Annotated in this window: 13 protein-coding genes and 1 pseudogene; 4 read left to right on the forward strand and 10 right to left on the reverse strand. The window is 61.3% G+C overall.

Going from position 1 to position 16,708, the window contains the following annotated elements; genetic code table 11:
- Positions 1–181 precede the first annotated feature (181 nt).
- Both arcD and IB245_RS26045 read left to right on the forward strand, forming a co-directional pair.
- The gene (gene arcD, locus IB245_RS26040) at positions 182–1,609 is read left to right on the forward strand and encodes an arginine-ornithine antiporter (protein WP_008027826.1); all 1,428 of its coding nucleotides are present in this window, start codon (positions 182–184) and stop codon (positions 1,607–1,609) included.
- Entirely contained in the window at positions 1,606–2,469 is an 864-nt protein-coding gene (locus tag IB245_RS26045) for a DNA-3-methyladenine glycosylase family protein (RefSeq protein ID WP_192229108.1), read from the forward strand. The genes arcD and IB245_RS26045 overlap by 4 nt, the downstream gene beginning before the upstream one ends.
- A 130-nt stretch (positions 2,470–2,599) precedes the next feature.
- Here the strand turns inward: IB245_RS26045 and IB245_RS26050 are convergent, their stop codons facing one another.
- The 10 genes and pseudogenes from IB245_RS26050 to gap form a co-directional block, all read right to left on the reverse strand.
- Positions 2,600–3,931 carry a CoA transferase gene (locus tag IB245_RS26050; RefSeq protein ID WP_192229109.1) on the reverse strand — a complete coding sequence of 444 codons (1,332 nt, stop codon included), beginning with the start codon at positions 3,929–3,931 and terminating at the stop codon, positions 2,600–2,602.
- A gap of 170 nt (positions 3,932–4,101) precedes the next feature.
- Positions 4,102–4,857, reverse strand: a complete 756-nt coding sequence (locus IB245_RS29470) for a methyl-accepting chemotaxis protein (RefSeq protein WP_411738967.1) — start codon at positions 4,855–4,857, stop codon at positions 4,102–4,104.
- 150 nt (positions 4,858–5,007) lie between these two features.
- A pseudogene (locus IB245_RS29475) lies at positions 5,008–6,240 on the reverse strand (chemotaxis protein); the annotation flags it as partial.
- Positions 6,241–6,441: 201 nt separating this feature from the next.
- Complete coding sequence (locus IB245_RS26060) at positions 6,442–6,834, reverse strand: YbaN family protein (RefSeq protein WP_192229111.1); 393 nt, start codon at positions 6,832–6,834, stop codon at positions 6,442–6,444.
- A gap of 119 nt (positions 6,835–6,953) precedes the next feature.
- The gene (locus tag IB245_RS26065) at positions 6,954–7,562 is read right to left on the reverse strand and encodes a biliverdin-producing heme oxygenase (RefSeq protein WP_192229112.1); all 609 of its coding nucleotides are present in this window, start codon (positions 7,560–7,562) and stop codon (positions 6,954–6,956) included.
- A 114-nt stretch (positions 7,563–7,676) separates the two neighbouring features.
- Positions 7,677–10,268: a TonB-dependent receptor gene (locus tag IB245_RS26070; RefSeq protein WP_192229113.1), complete on the reverse strand. Its 2,592-nt coding sequence runs from the start codon at positions 10,266–10,268 to the stop codon at positions 7,677–7,679.
- 122 nt (positions 10,269–10,390) lie between these two features.
- Positions 10,391–11,356, reverse strand: coding sequence for a FecR family protein (locus tag IB245_RS26075; RefSeq protein ID WP_192229114.1), 966 nt, complete (start codon positions 11,354–11,356; stop codon positions 10,391–10,393).
- An 81-nt stretch (positions 11,357–11,437) separates the two neighbouring features.
- The gene (locus tag IB245_RS26080) at positions 11,438–11,956 is read right to left on the reverse strand and encodes an RNA polymerase sigma factor (RefSeq protein WP_008038635.1); all 519 of its coding nucleotides are present in this window, start codon (positions 11,954–11,956) and stop codon (positions 11,438–11,440) included.
- Positions 11,957–12,033: 77 nt separating this feature from the next.
- Complete coding sequence (locus IB245_RS26085) at positions 12,034–12,498, reverse strand: methylglyoxal synthase (RefSeq protein ID WP_008038633.1); 465 nt, start codon at positions 12,496–12,498, stop codon at positions 12,034–12,036.
- A 168-nt stretch (positions 12,499–12,666) separates the two neighbouring features.
- Positions 12,667–13,668: a type I glyceraldehyde-3-phosphate dehydrogenase gene (gap, locus tag IB245_RS26090; RefSeq protein ID WP_008031008.1), complete on the reverse strand. Its 1,002-nt coding sequence runs from the start codon at positions 13,666–13,668 to the stop codon at positions 12,667–12,669.
- A 220-nt stretch (positions 13,669–13,888) separates the two neighbouring features.
- On the opposite strand from gap, the gene edd reads away from it, so the two are divergent.
- Complete coding sequence (edd, locus tag IB245_RS26095) at positions 13,889–15,715, forward strand: phosphogluconate dehydratase (protein WP_008038612.1); 1,827 nt, start codon at positions 13,889–13,891, stop codon at positions 15,713–15,715.
- On the forward strand, positions 15,712–16,662 hold the full coding sequence (locus IB245_RS26100) for a glucokinase (RefSeq protein ID WP_008031013.1): 951 nt from the start codon (positions 15,712–15,714) through the stop codon (positions 16,660–16,662). Before edd ends, IB245_RS26100 begins: the two co-directional genes overlap by 4 nt.
- Positions 16,663–16,708 lie beyond the last annotated feature (46 nt).

Here is a 16,708-nt window from a genome sequence, read left to right on the forward strand (position 1 = left end):
GACCCACAAATTCGCTCTTTGCCAAGACGCTAATAGAATCATCCGCTATAAATAACGGACATGACTTGGCGTTTTCTAATAAACGTTATTACGCTGTACCTATTTAGTTAAAACCAACCATGTGACGGTTTCCCGGCCGTGGTCATTCCCCGGTCACATCGGGAAAAATGGAGACGCAGGCATGTCGCAACCGACGCAAAAACTTCGCCTGAGCGCACTGATCGCGCTGGTGGTTGGATCGATGATTGGCGGCGGGATCTTTTCCTTGCCGCAGAACATGGCCGCCCGTGCCGATGCCGGCGCGATATTGATCGGTTGGGCCATCACCGCCGTCGGAATGCTGACGCTGGCCTTCGTGTTCCAGACGCTGGCCAATCGCAAACCCGAGCTGGATTCCGGGGTGTACGCCTACGCGAAGGCAGGGTTCGGCGACTACATGGGGTTCTCGTCCGCGTGGGGGTACTGGATCAGCGCCTGGCTGGGCAACGTCGGTTACTTCGTTCTGCTGTTTAGCACTCTCGGGTACTTCTTTCCGGTGTTTGGCCAGGGCAACACGCCCATCGCCATCGGTTGCGCCTCGGTCCTGCTGTGGGCCGTGCATTTTCTGGTGCTGCGCGGGATCAAGGAGGCGACGTTCATCAATCAGTTGACCACCGTGGCCAAGATCGTGCCGCTGATCATGTTCATCGTCATCGCCGCCGTGGCGTTCAAGGCTGACATCTTTACCCGTGACATCTGGGGCCGCAGCAACCCGAATTTCGGCGGCGTGATGGATCAGGTGCGCAACATGATGCTGGTCACCGTGTTTGTGTTCATCGGCATCGAGGGCGCCAGTGTGTATTCGGCGCGGGCGGAGAAACGTTCGGATGTCGGCCGGGCGACGGTCATCGGTTTTATTGGCGTGCTGGCGCTGTTGGTGCTGGTGAACGTGTTGTCGCTGGGGATCATGAGCCAGCCGGAACTGGCCAACCTGCAGAACCCGTCACTGGCGGCGGTGCTGGAACACATCGTCGGGCCCTGGGGCGCGTTGTTGATCAGCATTGGCCTGGCGATTTCGCTGCTCGGCGCGTTGCTCTCCTGGGCGCTGCTTTGCGCCGAAATCCTCTTCGCCACGGCCAAGGACAAGACCATGCCGGCCTTCCTGAAAAAGGAAAACGCCAACCATGTGCCGGTCAATGCGCTGTGGCTGACCAACGTGATGATCCAGCTTTTCCTGCTGATCACGCTGTTTTCCGCCGGGACTTACACCAGCCTGATCTACCTCGCGTCGTCGATGATTCTGGTGCCGTATCTGTGGTCGGCAGCGTATGCGGTGTTGTTGAGCGGGCGCGGCGAAACGTACGAGCACGCGTCAGCGGAACGCACCAAAGACTTGCTGATCGGTGGCATCGCGCTGAGTTATGCGGTGTGGCTGTTGTACGCCGGCGGGGTCAAGTATTTGCTGCTGTCGGCGTTGTTGTATGCGCCGGGGGTGATTCTGTTCGCCAAGGCCAAACGTGAGCAGGGTGAGCCGCTGTTTACAGCGATCGAGAAAGGGATTTTTACCGCGGTCATCAGCGGCGCCGGGTTGGCGGCGTACGGTTTGTACAGTGGATTTCTGTCGTTGTGAGGTTGCGGCTGGCCTATCAGCCGCCCTATGACTGGCCGGCGATGTTGGGGTTCTTGTCGGCGCGGGCCGTAGCGGGAATGGAAACGGTGGTTGATGGCGTGTATTCGCGCAGCATCGGCCTGGACGGCGCTCACGGTACGTTTTCGATAAGGCCGGTGGCGGGCGATGCGCTGGAAGTGACGCTGGATTTTCCTGACCCGGCGGCGGTGCCGGAGATCGTTGCGCGGTTGCGACGGATGTTTGATCTGGATGCGGATCTAGCGGCGATTCATCGGTCGCTGGAGGCTGACCCGTTGATGGCGCGGTTGATTGCCGAGCGGCCAGGATTGCGGGTTCCGGGGACGTGGGACGGTCTGGAACTGGCGATTCGTGCGGTGTTGGGGCAGCAGATCAGCGTGGTTGCGGCGATCAGGTTGGCGGGGAAACTGGTGGTGCAATATGGACCGCCTTTGGCGTCGGTTTTGCCCGGTATCACGCAGGTGTTCCCGGCGGCTGGCGTATTGGCGCAGGCGGATCTGGCGGCGCTGGGCATGCCGAAAAGCCGGGGCCGGACGTTGTCGGGTGTGGCCCAGGCGTTGCTTGATGATCCGTTGTTGTTTGAACCGGGGCGTGAGGGTGGTGTGGCGCGGTTGCTGGCGTTGCACGGGATTGGCGACTGGACGGCGCAGTACATTGCCTTGCGACAATTGCGCGAGATGGATGCGTTTCCGGGTGGGGATGTGGGGTTGATCAATGCGTTGTCGGCGCTTGAGGGGGAGCGGGTGACGGCTCGGGAGTTGTTGACGCGGGCCGAAGATTGGCGACCTTGTCGAGGGTATGCGGCGCAGCTTTTGTGGACATCACTGAGTCGGGCGGACTGAGCTGATCCGGGATTTTTAGTGACTGTTCGACCGCTATCGCGAGCAGGCTCGCTCCTACAGTTGACCGCGTATATCCGCAACAACTCGGTCAAATGTGGGAGCGAGCCTGCTCGCGATTGCGTCCGGAGAGTCACCACCACTGCGCGCGATGTGAACCCAATTCAGACGCCGGAATCGCCCACTGCAACGGCGTCCCGGTGATGTTCAGTGGCACATGAAGCCGATGCGCAGGCCCCCAAGGCGTCTGCTCTACCAACAGGCCCTGATCGTTTTCATCCTCTGCCCGCAGCGGCTCACTCCCCCCCGCACCCTGTTCAATCAACAACTTCGCCGTCCGCGCCAGCGACAACCGTGCCGACCCACCCCGTCCCAATAACGTGATCGCCGCAGCCGCCATCAAATACCCGGTGGCATGATCCAGCGCCTGCACGGGCAACGGCGTCGGCTTGTCCGCCTTCTTCCATTGCATGCCCGCTTCAGCAATCCCGCTGCTCATCTGCACCAGGCTGTCGAAGCCGCGGCGGTTCTGCCATGGCCCGCTCCAGCCGTAGGCGTTCAGGCAGACGTCGATCAGGCCGGGCGCGAGTGCCTGTCGTTCGGCGACGCCGTAACCCAGCCGTTCCAGCGCATCGGCGCGGTAGCCGTGGAGCAGAATGTCGGCGTCCTTGAGCAGGCTTTCGAACAGGATGCGATCTGCTTTGTCATGCAAGTCCAGGCGTGCGCAGCGTTTGCCCAAGGTGACTTCCGGCACCACACCGGGCTCGTTCCAGGTCGGTGGGTCGATGCGCAAAACGTCGGCGCCGAGGCCGGCAAGAAAGCGACTGGCGACCGGGCCGGCAAGCACGCGGGTCAAATCCAGCACCTTGATTCCGGCCAGTGGTCGTGCCACCGATCCTTGCCACGATGGCGACGATTCAGGGTTGCCGGCGCTGAACTGAATCAGTGGTTCAGAATTCACCGCCAGGCCCTGGGGATGCGCCTGCCATTGCGCCCAACTGCGCATTTCGGCGGCACAGCCACCGGCCTCGACCACGGCGTGTTCCAGATCGGTTTTCGCCCATTGCGCAACCTTGCTCGCTACGGCGGCGCGGTCGGCACAAGCACCGAGCACTTTTTCGGCCGCCGCACGGTGATGAGGCGCGTTGGTGTGCAGGCGGATCCAGCCGTCGCTGGTCGGGTAGTCGCCGGCCACCGGGTCCCAGAGTGGAGGAACGCTCCAGCCGACGGGACGGATCGACGTCGCGAACCAGAAAGAGGCGAGGCGACGGTCGACTTCAAGGCCGGGCAAACGACCGGTGTGCTGATTCAGTAACTCGCTGACCGCCTGGCCGGCAGCGGCAATGCTGGCGCTCGCCAGGTCAGTGACGGCGAACGCCGAGGGCAGGGCGCCCTTCGAGGTGAACGGAATCGGGGTGTGGGGCAAGCCGAGTGCGGCTTGAATGGACGTGAGTAAATCAGTCATCGAAGGCCCTCCGGAACGAAAGGCCGAGCATAGATCAAAAATCTTCCAAGCCGGATGAAATCCCCCTGTAGGAGCGAGGCTTGCCCGCGAAGAACGATGATGCGGTCTACCTGGCAGATCGCGTCATCGTTCTTCGCGGGCAAGCCTCGCTCCTACAGGGGCCGTTGCAGCTACACGCGGAACTGATCCATCAATTTCATCTGGTGGGTGGTCAGGGAGTTGAGCTGGCTGCTGATCTGCGCCGATTCGGTGGCCTGGCCGGTCAGGGTTTCGGTGACGGTGCGGATCGCCGAGACGTTGCGGTTGACCTCTTCAGCCACGGCGCTTTGCTGTTCGGCGGCGCTGGCGATTTGCAGGTTCATGTCGCTGATCACCGTGACCGCGTCGCTGATTTTGCTCAAGGCTTGCACCGCTTGTTGAATCTGCCCGGCGTTGCTGTGCGCCTGGGTCTGGCTCGAATGCATGGTGGCGACCACGCCGCGGGTGCCGGTCTGGATGCGCTCAATGACGATGCGGATCTCTTCCACCGAATCCTGCGTGCGTTTGGCCAGGTTGCGCACTTCATCGGCCACCACCGCAAAACCGCGACCGCTCTCGCCGGCACGGGCGGCTTCGATGGCGGCGTTGAGCGCCAGCAGGTTGGTCTGCTCGGCGATGCTGCGGATGACTTCCAGCACCGAACCGATCTGCTCGCTGTTGACCGCCAGCGCTTCGACTTCGGTCACCGCCTTGCTGACTTCGTCGGCCAGTTGATTGATGTCGCGGGTGCTGCGTTCGATGATCGACATGCCATCGCGAGCCGACTGGTCAGCGCCCTTGGCAGCGTTTGCCGCGTTCGACGCACTGTTGGCGACGTCATGGGCCGTGGCGCTCATTTCGTTCGACGCGGTGGCAACCTGGTCGATTTCGCGGAACTGCACCTGCATGCCTTCGCTGGTCTGGCGGGCGATTTCCGAAGACTGGTCGGCGGTGCCACGGGCATCGGTGATGCTCTGTTTGATCTGCGCGATGGTCGGTTGCAGCTTGTCGAGGAAGCGGTTGAACCAACTCACCAGTTCGCCCAGTTCGTCCTGCTTGCTGTAATGCAGGCGCTGGGTCAGGTCGCCGTCGCCGCTGGCAATGGCCTTGAGCATCTCGGCGACGCTGTTGATCGGCCGGGTCACACCCGACGCGGTGAGCCAGATCAGCAGCAGGCCGACGAGACCGGCAGCGACCGCCACCAGCACGGCTTTGATCGTGCCGCTTTGCTGGGCATCATCGAGCACCGTTTGCAGCTTCACCGAATCGGCCAGCAGCACTTGCTTGGGCAGGTCGATCACCACGCCCCAGGCTTTGGAATCGCTGATCGGGCTGACTGGGTACACCGCACGAATCAAATCACCTTGTTCGAGGATTTTCGGTGCGCCGCCGCTGAGCAATTGCAGGACATCCTTGCCCTCTGCGCCCAGGGTCTCACCGATGCTTTTGCCGACCTTGCTCGCGTCGACGCTGTAAGCGGCGAGCACGCCGCTACCGGAGACAATCAGCATGTGCCCGGCGCTGTTGAACAGATCACGCTGGGAACCGACAGCCGCTGCCTGCAAAGCGTCGAGGGCGATGTCCACACCAACCACGCCGATGGATTTGCCGTCCACCAGCAGCGGTACGGAAATGGTGGTCATCAGCATTTCCTTGCCGCCGACGGTATCGGCGTACGGGTCCAGCAAGCAGGTGCGCCTGTTGTCGCGAGGGCAGGTGTACCAGCTGTTGTAAGGCGTTCCGCTGAGGCTCAAGGTGGTTTTGGTCATGTCGTCTTCGACCATGATCGTGTTGAGCGCGGTACCACCGGCGCGGCTCCAGTAACTGGCGAAACGACCGGCTTCGTTGGACTGGCGAGCGGCGTCATTGGCGAACTCGCTGTCCTTGCCGTCCAGCCCGTTGGGTTCGAACGCCAGCCAGATCCCCAGCACTTTGCTGTTGCGCTCGAAGGCGGTTTTCAGGCTCTGGTTCAACTCTTCACGCAGGGCACCGGCCTCAAGCGAGCGCTTGGCGGCCAGGGTGCGCATGTCCTTGATCTGGTCCGCCAGGGCGGTCACCACCAGCAGGCTTTCGCCAAAGGTTTTCTGCACCCGCACCGCTTGCTCGGCGGCCTTGGCCTGAAGCAGGTCTTGCACGCTGTCGGTGAGCATTTTGCTGCTGGAGGCGCTGACCAGCTCATCGTTCTGGTTGGTCTGGTAGAAGTTCATGCTGACGATCAGGACGACCACGCCCAGCAGGCATAGACCGGAGAGCAGAACGATTTTCAGGCGGATGGACAGAGAGTCGAACATAGGACGAACTCGCGAAGGGATGAAGTGTTGGCTGCGAGTCGAGGTCGACCCGGTTCGCCAAATCCATTCAGCGCCAATCTCTGCGCATCGGCGTGGGGCGAGGATGCATGAAGGTGACTCCGACGAACGGTCATAGTTGAACGTTTGCGCGGAAAAATGTGCCGAAAAACGCTTTAAAACGGGGATAAATCGCGGAGTGTGTCAGGTGGTTTGCGGCAGTGATTCCGGTCGTGACCAGATCCACAGATTGCCCAGGCTCATGCCGGCGATGGCGAGGTAAACCGGCCAACCGTGATCGAGCATGACCAGCATCAACCCGGCGCACAGCAGCATGCTCACGGTGGCACTGACCTTGGCTCGACGCGCAACGATTTTGCCGTTGCGCCAGTTGCAGAGGATCGGACCGAACAGCCGATGGTTTTCCAGCCAGGCACTCAGGCGCGGCGAACTCTTGGTCGCGGCCCAGGCGGCGAGCAGAACGAACTCGGTGGTCGGCAGGCCTGGCACGACGATGGCGATCAGGCCGATGGCGAGGCTGATGTAGGCCAAGAGACCGAACAGGAAACGGGCGAGTTTGGAGGAGGGGCGAGTCATAAGATCGACTTGTAACCTGTAGGAGCGAGGCTTGCCCGCGAAGAATGCGCCGCGGTTTTTCAGATAGACCGCGTTATCGTTCTTCGCGGGCAAGCCTCGCTCCTACAAGGGCGGGGTTATCAGGCGAGTTCGGGGGTGGTGGCGTAGGCGTGTTCCAGCAACACGGTGAAGCGGTTGAACGCATTAATTGCGCCTTTATCCAGCTCGGCTTCTTCCTGTTCGGTGAGTTCCAGGCCATCCAGCGTCTTGACGAAGCTTTTCCAGCCTTCAGCGCGGCCACCGGCCGGTTCGCCGAGGTGACGGGCACCGAAGGTCTCGCTCAGGCCCAGGCCGACAGCCCGTTTGATCAGGAACGCTGCACCGAGCTTCGAGCCTTCTGACACAAACAACCAACCCAGCGCTTCGGCTTTGCTCGGGGTGTTCACTGCACCCGCGACAGGCGCCGGCACTTCGGTGTCCAGATCGGCCAGGTCAGCCTTGGCCGCCTCGGCACGGCAGCGCGCCGCCAGATCGGGAACGATGGCGATCAGTTCGGCATCGTTGTACAGCGCCACCAGCTCCGACTGGAACAGATACTGCGCCACTACGAAACGGGCGAAATTGGCCTGGGTTTCGAACGGCGCATGGGCTTTGACCAGCGCATCGAGTTTGGTGTGGGGCTCATGGGTGATCTGGTTCAAGCGTTGCGAACGCAAAGCCGGGCGTTGAGCAGTGTCCTGGTTAGTCATGAGAAATCCTTGAAGAAAAGAGGCGCTTGGTAACGAGACGAACAAGAAGACGCCTGACAGTAAAAAAACCTCACTGTGCGGCTCTATAAAAAGCCGCGCAGTGAGCGTGCAGGATCAGATGTCCCAGACCAGATTGACCGCGAAGTTGCGACCCGGCTGAGTCAGGCGATCAAGGTTGGCCGGGCTGAGGACCGAAGCCTCGCCGACGCCGTCGTAACCGCGCACGTCATCCCACAGCCAGTACTTCTTGTCGGTCAGGTTGTAGACCCCGGCGCTGACAGTCACGTCGTCCGTCACTTTGTAGAAACCGGTCAGGTCCAGCACGCCGAAGCCCGGCGATTTGAACTGGCTGCTGACGCCGTCCGGCGACTTGAATTTGGTGTCGTCGACGCGATCCTTCTTTTTCACCAGCGTCCAGCTGAGCAAACCACCGTAGTTGTCCTGGTCGTAACCGAGGCCGAACACACCGGTCAGCGGGTTGACGCTGTTGATCGGTTCGCCGTTGTCGTTGTTGCGACCGTAGGCGTAGGCCACCGAGCCCTGGGTGTACAGACCTTGTGGCGCGCCGAAGACGTCGAGGTTCAGACGTCCCTTGACCTCTGCGCCCTTGATCGTGGCGCGCTTGATGTTGGCGCTCTGGAAGGTCAGCTCGTTGTAACCGGGGGAGATGGCATCCTCTTCGATGAAGTCGCGGTACTTGTTGTAGAACACGGCCACATCGAAGGAGCCCGATTCAAATTGACCGCGCAGACCGGTTTCAAAACCTTTGCTGGTTTCCGGGTCGAGGTTCGGGTTGGGTTCCACGCGATAACCGGTGGTGGTGTTCTCGAAGCGTCCGTACAACGCCTTGGCGGTCGGTGTGCGGAAACCTTCGGCGTACTGGCCATACCAGGTGTACTGGTCAGTCAGGGCGTAGGTCAGGCCGAATTTCGGCGACACGCGATGCCAGGTTTTTGAGTCGTTGCTGACGGTGCCGCGGCCATCGGCCGCCACGGTGTTCAAGAACTCCTGGGTGATGTGCGGCTTGAGCTCGGTGTAGTCGTAGCGCAGCCCCGGCAGGAAGGTCCATTTGTCCCAGCTGATCTGATCCTGGGCGAACAGGCTGTAGGTGTTGACGGTCGGGTCGGGGAAGTCGCTGGATTTTTTCAGCACGTCTGCGGTGCTGACGGCGCCGAGGGTTCGGCAGGAGCCAAATACCGCGAGGCAGGTGCCGTTGCCGCTGCGCGAACCGGTGACTTTCTGCTGCTTGATCGTGGTGCCGTAGGTCAGCAGGTGCTCGGTGTCGGCAAGACTGAAAGCCTTGTCCAGTTGCGCGTCAAACACCCACTGCTTTTCTTCATAAAGGGTTTCGCGGGTGCGCAGCACTTTGCGTGAGATCGGGTAGTAGAACTCTTCGGTGCTCTGGTCGGTCTTGGCGACCTGGTGGTTCAGGCTCCACTTGACGTTGTCTGCCAGCAGACTGTCGAGGGCGAAGCTGTGTTCCAGGCCGAAACGCTCGCGGGTGACGGTGTCGTTACCGGTGCGCCACTGGTACATGCCGCCCGGCAGGACGCTGGCCGGAATCGCCGGCTGGCCTTTGTCGAATGGGCCGCCGTAGGCGCTTTTCTGATCGGTGTCGCGGTCGTCCTTGTACTTTTCATACGTCAGGCCCAGGCGCGAATCTTCGTTGTAGTTCCAGCCGATCTTGGCCAATACGTTGTAGGTTCGCACGTCCTCCGGGTTGGCCGCAGTGCGCGCCAGGCCGGTGCCGTTGTTGCTGCCGTAGGATTCGGTTTCATGACCGTCGCGCTGGCTGTAATGCAGCAAGCCATCGAACTGATCGGCGCGGCCGGCCACCGTCGCGGACTTCAACCAGCTCTCGTCGGCGGAGCTGTAGCCGGTTTTCAGGCGGGCGCCGACGTCTTTACCGGGTTTGATGATGTCGTCCGGGTCGAGGGTGAAGTAACTGACCGCACCGCCGATGGCGTTGCTGCCGTACAGCACCGAGGCCGGCCCGCGGAGGATTTCGACGCGTTTGATGATCTCCGGGTCGACGTAGTTGCGCTGGGTCTTGGCGTAAGGGCCGTTGAAGAAGTCGTTGGGCACTTCGACGCCGTCGACCTGGGTCAGGATCCGGTCGCCGTCGATGCCGCGGATGTTGTAGCCGCTGATCCCGCCGCGCTGGCCGGCACCACCGACCGAAACGCCCGGTTCGTAACGCACGAGGTTCTTGATGGTGTTGACGTTGTTGCGGTCCAGCTCTTCGCGGGTGTGGACGGTGACGGTGCCCGGCACGCTTTCCACGGTTTGTTCCTGGCGGGTGGCGCTGATGGTCACCTGTTGCAGGTTGAGGGCGCCGCTGTTCGGGCGCTTTTCCAGGACGATGTTGTTGTTGCCCAGTTTGCGATAGCTCAGGTTGGTCCCCACCAACAGGCGATCCAGGGCTTTCTCCGGAGACAAGGACCCGCGCACACCCGGCGAGGCCACGCCTTGCCCAAGTTCTGCCGGCAAGCCGACCTGCCAGCCCGTCACCGCGGTAAAGGCATTGAGTGCCGAGACCAGCGACTGTTGCGGGATCGCAAACGCGTAATCGCCCATGTTGCGCGTCGGTTGCTCGGCGGCGGTGGCGGCCATCAGCGGCGCGCTACCAGCCATGAGGATGGCGGCGGTCAGCAGCGAGAGCACGCGGGACGGTGAAGAGGAGTGGCGGGTAAGGCGAGAGGACATCGATAGCGCTCCGAGTCGCACGAATCTTTATAGGTGCTGATTGGCATATGAAGATGCGAATCAATTGCATTGGCTATAACGAGACGTACGAGCTTCAGCTATCGAGTAAAAATAATTCTCATTTAGTTCAAAATCACCAGCGCCGGGAATTCCTGGAGCCGCGCCGAGGTGATGTGCGCCAGGGAGCGGACCACGTCCAGCGGCTGGTCGAGACGGTAATTGCCGGTCACGGCGACGTCGGCCAATTGCTCGTTGTTGTTGATGATCCAGCCTGGATAGTAGCGACGCAGCTCCGCCAGCACCTGGCTCATCGGGCAGTTTTCAAACACCAGTCGGCCCTGGACCCAGGCCAGGTCAGTCGCGGCGTCGAGCCTGGCCGGCCGGTCGAAACCGTTGGGGCCGATGCGGATGCTTTCGCCGGCAGACAGGCGAATCCGTGCATCGTCGCGGGTCGCCCGCAAGTCGACATCGCCACGCTGCACTTGAACCTGCGTCACGCCATCGAGGTAGCGCACCGCAAACGCCGTGTCGTGCACGCTGGCCTTCACCGGTCCGGCGTCGATTTCCAGCGGCTGGCCGCGATGGGCCGGCACTTCGAAAAACGCTTCGCCCTGATAAAGACGGGCGACGCGCTGCTGATCGTTGATGGTGCTGGAAAACGCCGAGTTGGTATTGAGCAGGACTTTCGAGCCGTCCTCCAGTTGCAGGCGCTGACGCTCGCCGACCACCGTCAGGTGATCGGCCTGGAGACGCAGGGGCAGGTTGCTGAAACTGAACAGGCCGAGGATCAACACGGCAGCGGTGGCCAACGGTTTCCAGTGCGGGCGCAGGCGCGACAACACGGTGACTTTGGGTGGCAGCGCGGCCAGGTGTTGCGCGCATTGCACGACTTGCGGGCCGTCCCAGATGGCCTGGGCCTTGGCGAACGCTTGGGCATGTAAAGGGTCGGCGTCCAGCCATGCCTGGAACTGGCGAGACTGTTCTTCGCTCGGACTGCCCAGCACGATCAGCCAGTCCAGGGCCTGGTCCATCGCACTTGCGGAGTCCCGCGCCGGGGAGGGCGGAGGGGAGCGGTGGGTGTCCGTCACGGTGTTTCCTCGGCAGTGTCTGTGCACGGCTGTTTTTTAGTGGAGCTTGAAAGTGGGCAAGGGTAGCAAAGCCTTGCTTGCTCAGTCGCCGTTTAACCGTTCGGCGACACCGATGCAGATGGCCATGATCAGCTTCAACTCCTTTTGCACCGTGCTCAATGACACGCCGAGCTTCTCGGAAATCTCCAGATAGCTGTGCCCGTGCAAACGGCTGAGAATGAAAATCTGCTGCTGACGGGCGCTGAGTTCACTGAGGCTCACGTTCAAACGCTCCAGCAATTGTTTGGCATGGGCGGCGTCCTCGGCACTGCTGGCCGGCGCGGCAATGCTTTCCACCACGTCCATCGGCACGTCGTCGAGCATCGTCCGGGACTGAATGCGCCGCGCACGCAAATGGTCCAGCGCCAGGTTGCGGGCGGTCTGGAAAACAAAGGGTTCAAGGTGGTCGATGGCCCGTTCGCTGAGCGCACGGGTTACGCGCAGGTAGGTCTCCTGCAAGAGGTCTTCGGCGGTGCTGTGATTGTTGACCATCCGCTCCAGCGTGCGCAGCAGAGAGACGCGCTGGGCGATGAAGACGTGATTGAAGCGCGATTGACTCACGGGAGGACCTGATCCATTTCGATCAAATGATAATGCTTATCATCCGCTACGATGGTCAAGTCCTGATTTGTGAAGGTTTATGCGCGGCCCAGCAAATAGGTCGCGTAATCGGGAATGCGATGGGAATGCGCCTGATCCATCAACGGGCTGCTGAGCAGGTAGTCGGCGCTGCATTCATTGCAGGCAACGGGAATGTTCCAGACTGCCGCGACCCGCAGCAACGCCTTGATGTCCGGGTCATGGGGTTGCGGTTCGAACGGGTCCCAGAAGAACACCAGCATGTCGACCCGCTGTTCGGCGATTTGCGCGCCGAGTTGCTGGTCGCCGCCCAATGGGCCGCTGATCATGCTTTCCACGGGCAGGTCGAGGCGTTGTTGCAGTAACAAACCCGTGGTGCCGGTGGCGACCAGTTCATGTTGCGCGAGCTTGTCTTTGTGCCGCTCGGCCCAGTCCAGCAGGAACACCTTGCAGTGGTCGTGGGCGACCAGGGCGATGCGTTTGCGCGCGGCGACGGTTTTTTGCGTGAAGCTGATACCGATCATGGGGTGTTCCGTAGGCAGGTTACCGACGATGGTTGAGTACGCCATCGCCTGTAGGAGCGAGGCTTGCCCGCGAACCGAGCGGCGCGATGTATCTGTTAGACCGCGTCTTCGTTCTTCGCCGGCAAGCCTGGCTCCTACAGAGTCGGGTACGGCGCAACAGGCACAGAGTTACTCGGCGTTGCAAAGCGCCAGGCAGTTATCGAGCATGCGGTTGGAGAAGCCCCATTCGTTGTCGTACCAGGCCAGAACCTTGAGCAGCTTGCCGCTGGACTTGGTGTGGTTGGCGTCAAAGATCGACGACAGCGGGTTGTGGTTGAAGTCGCTCGAGACCAGCGGCAGGGTGTTGTAGCCCAGAATCTTCGAATGCTGGCTGGCTTCCTTGAGCAGTGCATTCACTTCATCGGCCGATGCCTCGCGCTTCAGTTGCACGGTCAAGTCCACCAGCGACACGTTGATCACCGGCACACGCACGGCCATGCCGGTCAGTTTGCCCGCCAGTTCCGGCAGCACCAGGCCGACCGCTTCGGCCGCACCGGTCTTGCTCGGGATCATGTTCTGGGTGGCCGAACGGGCGCGGTACGGGTCGGTGTGGTAGACGTCGGTCAGGTTTTGATCGTTGGTGTAGGCGTGGATGGTGGTCATCAAACCACTTTCGATGCCCAGCTCGCGGTGCAGCACCTGGGCCACCGGGGCCAGGCAGTTGGTGGTGCACGACGCGTTGGAAATAATCTGGTGCGATTGGCGCAGAATGTCGTGGTTCACCCCATACACCACGGTGGCGTCGGCGCCTTTGGCCGGTGCAGAGATGATCACTTTGCGCGCGCCGGCCGTAATATGCGCGGCGGCTTTGGCCCGGTCGGTGAACAAACCGGTGCATTCGAACACGACATCAATCTTTTCCGCAGCCCACGGCAGCTCGGCCGGGTTACGAATGGCGCTGACGGAAATCCGGTCGCCGTTGACGGTCAGGCTTTCCTGATCATGCTGGACATCGGCGTCGAACGTGCCGTGAACGGTGTCGTACTTGAGTAGATGAGCGTTCATCGCGCTGTCGCCCAGGTCATTGATTGCAACGATCTGCAAATCCTGACGGTAGCCTTGGGTATACAGTGCGCGAAGGACGTTGCGGCCGATACGGCCAAAACCATTGATTGCGATTCGAAGAGTCATTTAACAGGGCCGCCGTCGTTTTGTTGTTGGAATTACAAGATTATTCGCATAAAAATAGAAAACAAGCCTTTTTAGTGGCAATATTTTGTTCAATCTACAACGAGTGACCTGAATCAACTGGTCCGAATGATCAAGAAAGCCGTTTGTCATCCCATCAACAACGGCTCTTGTTCAGCATAGACAATCAGGTCGCCACATCCGTTAGCCTGGAGTTCTACACATGCATCCCCGCGTCCTTGAGGTCACCGAACGGCTTATCGCCCGCAGCCGCGCAACCCGCGAGGCTTACCTTGCGCTCATTCGCGGTGCGGCCAGCGACGGTCCGATGCGCGGCAAGCTGCAATGCGCCAACTTCGCCCATGGCGTGGCCGGTTGCGGCACCGAAGACAAGAACAGCCTGCGAATGATGAACTCCGCGAACATCGCGATTGTTTCGTCATATAACGACATGCTCTCGGCGCATCAGCCGTACGAAGTCTTTCCTGAACTGATCAAAAAAGCCCTGCGCGAAATCGGCTCCGTCGGCCAGTTCGCCGGTGGCACCCCGGCGATGTGCGATGGCGTGACCCAAGGCGAGCCGGGCATGGAACTGAGCCTGCCAAGCCGTGAAGTGATCGCGCTGTCCACCGCTGTTGCCCTTTCCCACAACATGTTCGATGGCGCGCTGATGCTCGGCATCTGCGACAAGATCGTGCCGGGCCTGATGATGGGCGCGTTGCGCTTCGGTCATCTGCCGATGATTTTCGTACCGGGCGGGCCGATGGTCTCGGGCATTTCCAACAAGCAGAAAGCCGATGTGCGTCAGCGCTATGCCGAAGGCAAGGCCTCGCGTGAAGAGCTGCTGGAATCGGAAATGAATTCCTACCACAGCCCCGGCACCTGCACCTTCTACGGCACCGCCAACACCAACCAGTTGCTGATGGAAGTCATGGGCCTGCACTTGCCGGGCGCCTCTTTCGTCAACCCGAACACGCCGTTGCGCGATGCCCTGACCCGCGAAGCGGCGCATCAGGTCACACGCCTGACCAAGCAGAATGGCAACTTCATGCCGATCGGCGAAATCGTCGATGAGCGTTCGCTGGTCAACTCCATCGTGGCGCTGCACGCCACCGGCGGCTCGACCAACCACACTTTGCACATGCCGGCGATTGCCATGGCGGCGGGCATTCAACTGACCTGGCAGGACATGGCCGACCTCTCCGAAGTCGTGCCGACCCTGAGCCACGTCTACCCGAACGGCAAAGCCGACATCAACCACTTCCAGGCGGCGGGCGGCATGTCGTTCCTGATCCGCGAACTGCTGGAAGCCGGCCTGCTCCACGAAAACGTCAACACGGTTCTGGGCCACGGCCTGAGCCGCTACACCAAGGAACCGTTCCTCGATAACGGTGAGCTGGTATGGCGCGAAGGCGTCACCGACAGCCTCGATGAAACCATCCTGCGTCCAGTCGCTCGTGCGTTCTCGCCCGAGGGCGGTTTGCGCGTGATGGAAGGCAACCTCGGTCGTGGCGTGATGAAAGTCTCGGCAGTCGCCTTGGAAAACCAGATCGTCGAAGCACCGGCAATGGTGTTCCAGGATCAACAGGATCTGGCCGATGCGTTCAAGGCCGGTTTGCTGGAGAAGGACTTTGTCGCGGTGATGCGCTTCCAGGGCCCGCGCTCCAACGGCATGCCGGAACTGCACAAGATGACGCCGTTCCTCGGCGTGCTGCAGGATCGCGGCTTCAAAGTCGCGCTGGTCACCGACGGGCGCATGTCCGGCGCCTCGGGGAAAATCCCGGCGGCGATTCACGTCAGCCCCGAAGCTTACGTGGGCGGCGCTTTGGCGCGAGTCCAAGAGGGCGATATCATCCGCGTCGATGGCGTCAAAGGCACCCTGGAGCTTAAGGTGGACGCCGAAGAATTCGCAGCGCGCACGCCGGCCAAGGGCCTGTTGGGCAACAACATTGGCACCGGTCGCGAGCTGTTTGGTTTCATGCGCATGGCCTTCAGCTCCGCAGAGCAGGGCGCCAGCGCCTTTACTTCTGCCCTGGAGACGCTTAATTGAAACTGGCTTTGGTCGGTGACATCGGTGGGACCAACGCACGTTTCGCGTTGTGGAAAAACCAGCAGCTGGAATCGGTCCAGGTGCTGGCAACGGCAGATTTTCCCAGCCCGGAAGAGGCGATCAGCGTCTATCTGAACGGGCAGGGGCTGGCGCCGGGTTCGATTGGTTCCGTGTGCCTGTCAGTGGCCGGCCCGGTGAGCGGTGATGAATTCAAGTTCACCAACAATCACTGGCGCCTCAGTCGCAAGGCGTTCTGCCAGACCCTACAAGTGGAGCAACTGCTGCTGGTCAACGACTTCTCGGCGATGGCGCTGGGCATGACCCGTTTGCAGCCGGGCGAATTCCGCGTGGTTTGCGAAGGCACGCCGGAACCGTTGCGCCCGGCGGTGGTGATTGGTCCGGGCACGGGGTTGGGCGTCGGTACTTTGCTCGATCTCGGCGAAGGGCGTTTTGCTGCATTGCCGGGCGAGGGTGGCCACGTCGATTTGCCGTTGAGCAGCCCGCGTGAAACTCAGTTGTGGCAGCACATCTTCAACGAGATTGGGCATGTCAGCGCGGAAACGGCGTTGAGTGGCAGCGGCTTGCCGCGCGTCTACCGGGCGATTTGCGCGGTGGACGGGCACACGCCTGTGCTCGAAACGCCGGAAGCGATCACCGCCGCCGGCCTGGCGGGTGATCCGATTGCGCTGGAAGTGCTGGAACAGTTCTGTTGCTGGCTCGGTCGCGTGGCGGGCAACAACGTGCTCACCACGGGCGCGCGCGGTGGCGTGTTTATCGTCGGTGGGGTGATCCCACGGTTTGCCGATTTCTTCCTCGAAAGCGGTTTTGCGCGGTGCTTTGCCGACAAGGGTTGCATGAGCGATTACTTCAAGGGGATTCCGGTGTGGCTGGTGACGGCGCCGTATTCCGGGCTGGTGGGTGCGGGTGTGGCCCTCGACCAGGCATAAGGATCGCGTCGTTCTCTTCGCGGGCAAGTCGGACGCCGCACCGCTC

It is taken from the genome of Pseudomonas sp. PDM02 (genome assembly GCF_014852285.1).
In the GTDB taxonomy this organism is placed as follows: Bacteria; Pseudomonadota; Gammaproteobacteria; order Pseudomonadales; family Pseudomonadaceae; genus Aquipseudomonas; species Aquipseudomonas migulae.

Excerpts from the sequence above, each read along its gene's own strand:
- edd (WP_008038612.1), top strand. The coding sequence starts at position 13,889 with ATGCATCCCCGCGTCCTTGAGGTCACCGAACGGCTTATCGCCCGCAGC.
- IB245_RS26070 (WP_192229113.1), bottom strand. The coding sequence starts at position 10,268 with ATGTCCTCTCGCCTTACCCGCCACTCCTCTTCACCGTCCCGCGTGCTC.
- IB245_RS26065 (WP_192229112.1), bottom strand. The coding sequence starts at position 7,562 with ATGACTAACCAGGACACTGCTCAACGCCCGGCTTTGCGTTCGCAACGC.
- gap (WP_008031008.1), bottom strand. The coding sequence starts at position 13,668 with ATGACTCTTCGAATCGCAATCAATGGTTTTGGCCGTATCGGCCGCAAC.
- arcD (WP_008027826.1), top strand. The coding sequence starts at position 182 with ATGTCGCAACCGACGCAAAAACTTCGCCTGAGCGCACTGATCGCGCTG.
- IB245_RS26050 (WP_192229109.1), bottom strand. The coding sequence starts at position 3,931 with ATGACTGATTTACTCACGTCCATTCAAGCCGCACTCGGCTTGCCCCAC.
- IB245_RS26060 (WP_192229111.1), bottom strand. The coding sequence starts at position 6,834 with ATGACTCGCCCCTCCTCCAAACTCGCCCGTTTCCTGTTCGGTCTCTTG.
- IB245_RS26085 (WP_008038633.1), bottom strand. The coding sequence starts at position 12,498 with ATGATCGGTATCAGCTTCACGCAAAAAACCGTCGCCGCGCGCAAACGC.
- IB245_RS29470 (WP_411738967.1), bottom strand. The coding sequence starts at position 4,857 with ATGCAGGTGCAGTTCCGCGAAATCGACCAGGTTGCCACCGCGTCGAAC.